We start from the raw sequence: 5432 nt of genomic DNA, 5'->3' as shown, positions 1-5432 counted from the left end.
TGCGCTTCGCCGATCGCCCATCGCGTGGCATTCGCTTGTGAGACGCGAGGGCGGGCAACGGCGATCAGCCAAGCCCGGGCTTCCACTTGAGTAATGGTTGTTAGTTCGTTATACAGATGATCGATGGCTTCTGTCGAGTTACGTCGCTCATCGAACCGCAGTCGATAGGCGGCTTCAATCTGTCGTTCTTTCATCCAAACGGTGTCGGCATCGTTGCGGATTGGAGCGCCGAAAAACTCGCCGCGATAAACCAAATGTGGTCCGTCCACACTGGCCGGGATGATCACGGCGATGCACCTATTGGTCGCGTCCCCGATCTCGACGATGTCGAGACCAAACACAGGGGGACTGATCGCGGTCACGGCGGCACTGCGAAGCGTTTGCGCAAACCTCTCAGTCAACGCCTCGGTGGCTTGGCGCCCTGCCGCCTTCTTCACCTTCTCGGTGACGCCATAGAGGATCATGCCTCCGCCGCTGTTTGCCATCGCGGCGATGTCTTTCGGATAGTCGGTCTCGGTTATGCCCTTAGCGGGCGGGGCCTTCGACTTCCAGTCGAGGTCGTCCGTTTCCGCGACGCCTTCCCGAATCGCATCGTCGACCATCTCGTCGGTCAGCGGACCAGGGTCACGCCCTAGCAGCCTGTGCAGCGCGGTGAAAATATCGGCCCTCCAGTTTTATCTGGCCCGGAGCAGCTTAGTGCGCGGCACCCGCGCTGAGCTCTGGTCGTTCGGTGCTACCCACCGGTCGAGGGGAACGGCGTACCGACCCACTGACCGTCCAAATCACCCGATTGGCGAACTTGGCCTGCGCTTATCCGCGCAGAGTTCGGCGCGACTTGTGACAATCCGTGACAATTCACGACCGTTCGAACAAGTCAGGCCCCCTCGAAAGGGGGCCTGACCAGCGTGGCAGGTACAGGATTCGAACCTGTGTAGGCGTAAGCCGACGGATTTACAGTCCGCTCCCATTGGCCGCTCGGGCAACCTGCCGGGTTTCGCACCAATCCCGACCCCGGGTTTGGTGCGAGTAGCAGGGTACAACGAGGATGGTCCCAAGACGAAAACGCATCACCAATAGGGAGGGAGCGAGTCCATGGCGGATTCCAGCTTCGACGTCGTCAGCAAGGTCGACCGCCAGGAGGTCGACAACGCCCTGAACCAGGCCGCCAAGGAACTGGCCACCCGTTTCGACTTCCGCGGCACCGACACCACCATCGAGTGGCAGGGCGAGGAGGGCATCATCCTCGTCTCGTCGACCGAAGAGCGCGTCAAGGCGGCCATCGACGTCTTCAAGGAGAAGCTGATCCGACGCGACATCTCCATGAAGGCATTCGACGCCGGCGAGCCGCAGGCATCGGGCAAGACCTACAAGGTGATCGGCAGCATCAAGCAGGGCATCAGCAGCGAGGACGCCAAGAAGGTCACCAAGCTCATCCGCGACGACGGCCCCAAGGGCGTCAAGGCGCAGATCCAGGGCGAGGAGATCCGCGTCAGCTCCAAGAAGCGCGACGACCTGCAGGCCGTTCAGGCACTGCTGCGGGGCGCCGACCTCGAGATCGCGGTGCAGTTCGTCAACTACCGCTAGGTCCCAAATCGCCCTCGGGGTCAAGCCGTCGGCCATACCCTGATCGCCATGGCACCTGCGCAACGCGAACCGAACGTCGTCGTCCTCGGTGGCGGCTCCTGGGGCACCACGGTGGCCTCCATCTGCGCCAGGCGCGGCCCGACGCTGCAGTGGGTGCGCTCGCAGGAGACCGCCGACGACATCAACGACAACCACCGCAACAGCCGCTATCTCGGCGACGAGGTCGAACTGAGCCCCTCGCTGCGCGCCACGAACGACTTCTCCGAAGCCGCAGAATGCGCCGACGTCGTCGTCATGGGAGTGCCGTCGCACGGGTTCCGCGGGGTCCTGGAGGAGCTCGCCAAGGAGTTGCGGCCGTGGGTGCCGGTGGTGTCGTTGGTGAAGGGCCTCGAGCAGGGCACCAACATGCGGATGAGCGAGATCGTCGACGAGGTGCTGCCAGGGCACCCGGCGGGGATCCTGGCAGGCCCGAACATCGCCCGTGAGGTCGCCGAGGGGTACGCCGCCGCAGCGGTCCTGGCGATGCCCGACCAGCACCTCGCGGCCAACCTGGGAAACCTGTTCCGCACCCAGCGTTTTCGCACCTACACCACCGACGACGTGGTGGGCGTGGAGATGGCCGGCGCGTTGAAGAACGTCTACGCGATCGCCGTCGGCATGGGCTACTCGCTGGGCATCGGCGAGAACACCCGCGCGATGGTGATGGCGCGCGCCGTCAGCGAGATGTCCAAGCTGGGTGAGGCGATGGGCGGAAAGCGCGAGACGTTCGCCGGGCTGGCCGGGATGGGCGACCTCATCGTCACCTGCACCAGCCAGCGCAGCCGCAATCGCCACGTCGGCGAGCAGTTGGGCTCGGGCAAGTCGATCGACGAGATCATCGAATCCATGAACCAGGTCGCCGAGGGCGTCAAGGCCGCCAGCGTGATCATGGAGTTCGCCGAGAAGTACGGCCTCAACATGCCGATCGCACGCGAGGTCGACGGTGTCATCAACCACGGCTCGACCGTCGAGGACGCCTACCGGGGTCTGGCCGCCGAGCAGCCCGGACACGAGGTCCACGGCTCGGGCTTCTAGCGGCGACCAGTCAGTTGCTGTACGGGTTCTTGCCCGCGCCGGTGTTGAGCAGCAGCGGATTGTTCGGCTCGAGGACGAAACTGCCCGCCGGACTGATGACGAAGCCCGCCCCGTCGAAGGAGTTGGTGCACTGGGTCACGGTGCCGTCGGTTCCACACGTCACGTTGCGAAAGCTGATGCGCGTTCCGGGATCCAACCGCTTGGGCAGCGTGTCGAAGAGGTACAGCGGCCGGTCGGCGTTGGCGAACCCGGGCGGCCCCTGCTGAGCCCCCGTGACCACGTTGGCCCCGTTCGGCGCCGCCGGGATCGGTCCGCTGCAGCCGTAGGTGCCCGGCCCGCGGCTGATGACACACGCGATGTCGCCCGGTACTGCGAAGGCGTAGATCCCGCCATCCTGCATCGTGAAGTCCGACGGCTTCACGGGCGCGAGCGCGTTGAGGTTGAGTGGGGGCGGTGGTGGGGGCGGCGCTGGATCCGGATCGGCGGCGGCCACACCCGGCACGCCGATCACAGCTGCCCCCGCAGCTACCAGGCCGATCAGAATTCTGCTCAGCACGCGCTAACCATAGAGGGTGCCGGCGTGACTTGCAGCGGTACCGCCGGACATCGGACACTCCGCTGCGGACGCAACCGTCACTCCTGCACCGTTTCGGACGGTGGGAACATTCTGCCCGGCTATCAGCGACTTCCATCGCCGAGGCCGCGAAGTCGCGCAGAGGTGGGCACTTCGACCACCACCCCACCCGGTGCTGCTGAGGGCTGATGTGGTCCAGGCGAGCTCAGTACTGGCCCGGCCCCCGGCCCGCCATCCGCTCGAGCCGCGCGATGCGCTCCTCAATCGGCGGGTGGGTCGAGAACAGCTTGCCGATCTTCTCGCCGGCCCGGAACGGGTTCGCGATCATCAGGTGGGCCTGGTCGGCCAGCTGGGTCTCGGGCGGCAGCGGCGCCAGCTCCACGCCCCTGCTGATCTTGCGCAGGGCGCTGGCCAACGCCAGCGGGTCGCCGGTGAGCTCGGCGCCGGACTGGTCGGCCTGATACTCCCGCGAGCGTGACACCGCGAGCTTGATGACCGTCGCCGCGATGGGACCGAGCAGCGAAACCAGAAGGATGGCAAAGGGATTCGCGCCACCGTCGCGGTTGCCGCCACTGAACATGCTGGCAAAGAAGGCGATGTTGGCCAGCGCGGTGATCACCGACGCCATGGCCCCCGCCACGCACGAGATCAGGATGTCGCGGTTGTAGACGTGCGAGAGTTCGTGGCCCAACACGGCGCGCAGTTCCCGCTCGTCGAGTATCTGCAGGATCCCGGTGGTGCAGCACACCGCGGCGTTGCGCGGATTGCGTCCCGTCGCGAAGGCGTTGGGCGCCGCGGTGTCGCTGATGTACAGGCGCGGCATGGGCTGATGCGCCGTGGTCGCGAGTTCACGCACGATCCGGTACATCGCGGGCGCCTGTACCTCGTTGACCGGCTGGGCGTGCATCGCCCGAAGCGCCATCTTGTCGCTGTTGAAGTAGACGTAGGCGTTCATGCCGACGGCGAACAGCACCGCGAGCCACAGGATCGCAGGTTTCTGGAACAGCGCGCCGATGAACACGATCAACGCCGAGAACCCCGCCAGCAACAGGAACGTCTTGAGCCGGTTCGCGTGCGGATGCCAGGTCATTGTGGCTCCTCCTACTTGAAACCATCGAAGTCTTCGCTGAACGAACGTTCGGGACTCCGTCTGCGGTTCCGATCAGCCGTGACGATTGACCGTGTAGTCGACCAGATTGGCCAGCGCCACCCGACCGGGCACATCTGGCAGAGCGGCCAGCTCGTCGCGGGCCTGCACGGCGTACTGCGCGACGGTCTCCTTGGCCTGCGCGATTCCCCGTGACGAACGCAACAGCGCCAACGCCTCGGCGACCTTCGCGTCGTCCTCGACCGGGCCGTCCAGCAGCTCGCGCAGCCGCTTGGCCTCGGGCCCGCTTTCGCGCAGCGCATAGAGCACGGGCAGGGTGTGCACGCCCTCCCGCAGGTCGGTGCCAGGCAACTTGCCGGACTCGTCGGGGTCGCTGTCGATGTCGATGATGTCGTCGGAGATCTGGAACGCCGTGCCGACGATGCCCCCGAGGCGGCCGAGCCGCTGAATCTGCTCGTCGTCGGCCCCGGAGAACGTCGCGCCGAACGTGCCCGACGCCGCGATGAGGCAGGCCGTCTTCTCGTAGACGACCTTGAGGTAGTGCTCGACGGAGTCCGCGCCCTCGACCACCCCGCGGGTCTCACGCATCTGACCGGTGACCAGCTGGGCGAACGTGTCGGCGATGACGAGCACGGCGTCGGGTCCCAACTGCGCAACCAGTCGCGACGCCGTCGCAAACAGGTAGTCGCCGGCCAGGATCGCGATGTTGTTGCCCCAGCGCGCGTTGGCGCTGTCCGCGCCGCGGCGCACCTGCGCCTCGTCCATCACGTCGTCGTGGTAGAGCGTCGCGAGGTGGACCGACTCGATCACCGCGCCCGCCACGGTCACCTGCCAGTTGTCGGGATCGGGACCCAACTGCGCTGAGAGGACCGTGAACAACGGACGGAACCGTTTGCCACCCGCCCGAAAGAGGTGCTGGACGGCCTCCGCCATCAACTCATCGGCCTTGCCCAGCTCAGCGGCCATCAGGTCTTCGATGCGCGCGACGCCGTCACGAACACCCGCCGCGAAGGTTTCGTCACCGAAGTCCACGCCCGCGACCACGGACGCCGGTGTCTTCATTGCTCCAACATACTGGGGAGTGTGGACACC

At 66.0% G+C, this 5432-nt stretch carries 6 protein-coding genes and 1 tRNA gene; 2 read left to right on the top strand and 5 right to left on the bottom strand.

The window, feature by feature from the left end:
- Window positions 1-602, bottom strand: a 602-nt coding sequence (locus QOI01_RS32085) for an AlbA family DNA-binding domain-containing protein (RefSeq protein ID WP_526387601.1), incomplete at its 3' end; no start/stop codon positions are given.
- Between the two features lie 304 nt (window positions 603-906).
- A tRNA-Tyr gene (locus tag QOI01_RS32080) sits at window positions 907-989 on the bottom strand.
- 103 nt (window positions 990-1092) lie between these two features.
- Here QOI01_RS32080 and QOI01_RS32075 point away from each other — a divergent pair.
- Both QOI01_RS32075 and QOI01_RS32070 read left to right on the top strand, forming a co-directional pair.
- The gene (locus tag QOI01_RS32075; RefSeq protein ID WP_526387599.1) at window positions 1093-1584 is read left to right on the top strand and encodes a YajQ family cyclic di-GMP-binding protein; all 492 of its coding nucleotides are present in this window, start codon (window positions 1093-1095) and stop codon (window positions 1582-1584) included.
- 48 nt (window positions 1585-1632) lie between these two features.
- Window positions 1633-2658 (top strand): NAD(P)H-dependent glycerol-3-phosphate dehydrogenase, encoded by a 1026-nt coding sequence (locus tag QOI01_RS32070; protein ID WP_526387597.1) that lies wholly within the window; start codon window positions 1633-1635, stop codon window positions 2656-2658.
- A 10-nt stretch (window positions 2659-2668) separates the two neighbouring features.
- Here the strand turns inward: QOI01_RS32070 and QOI01_RS32065 are convergent, their stop codons facing one another.
- The 3 genes from QOI01_RS32065 to grcC1 form a co-directional block, all read right to left on the bottom strand.
- Window positions 2669-3214 (bottom strand): hypothetical protein, encoded by a 546-nt coding sequence (locus tag QOI01_RS32065; RefSeq protein ID WP_526387595.1) that lies wholly within the window; start codon window positions 3212-3214, stop codon window positions 2669-2671.
- Between the two features lie 223 nt (window positions 3215-3437).
- On the bottom strand, window positions 3438-4322 hold the full coding sequence (gene htpX / locus QOI01_RS32060) for a zinc metalloprotease HtpX (protein ID WP_526387594.1): 885 nt from the start codon (window positions 4320-4322) through the stop codon (window positions 3438-3440).
- A 72-nt stretch (window positions 4323-4394) separates the two neighbouring features.
- Window positions 4395-5402, bottom strand: a complete 1008-nt coding sequence (gene grcC1 / locus QOI01_RS32055) for a nonaprenyl/(2E,6E)-farnesyl/geranylgeranyl diphosphat synthase (RefSeq protein WP_526387603.1) — start codon at window positions 5400-5402, stop codon at window positions 4395-4397.
- Window positions 5403-5432 lie beyond the last annotated feature (30 nt).

The organism is Mycobacterium sp. (genome assembly GCF_032162605.1).
Classification (GTDB): Bacteria; Actinomycetota; Actinomycetes; order Mycobacteriales; family Mycobacteriaceae; genus Mycobacterium.
Note: the sequence above shows the minus strand (reverse complement) of the source record. Positions and strands in the feature narration are given on the sequence as shown.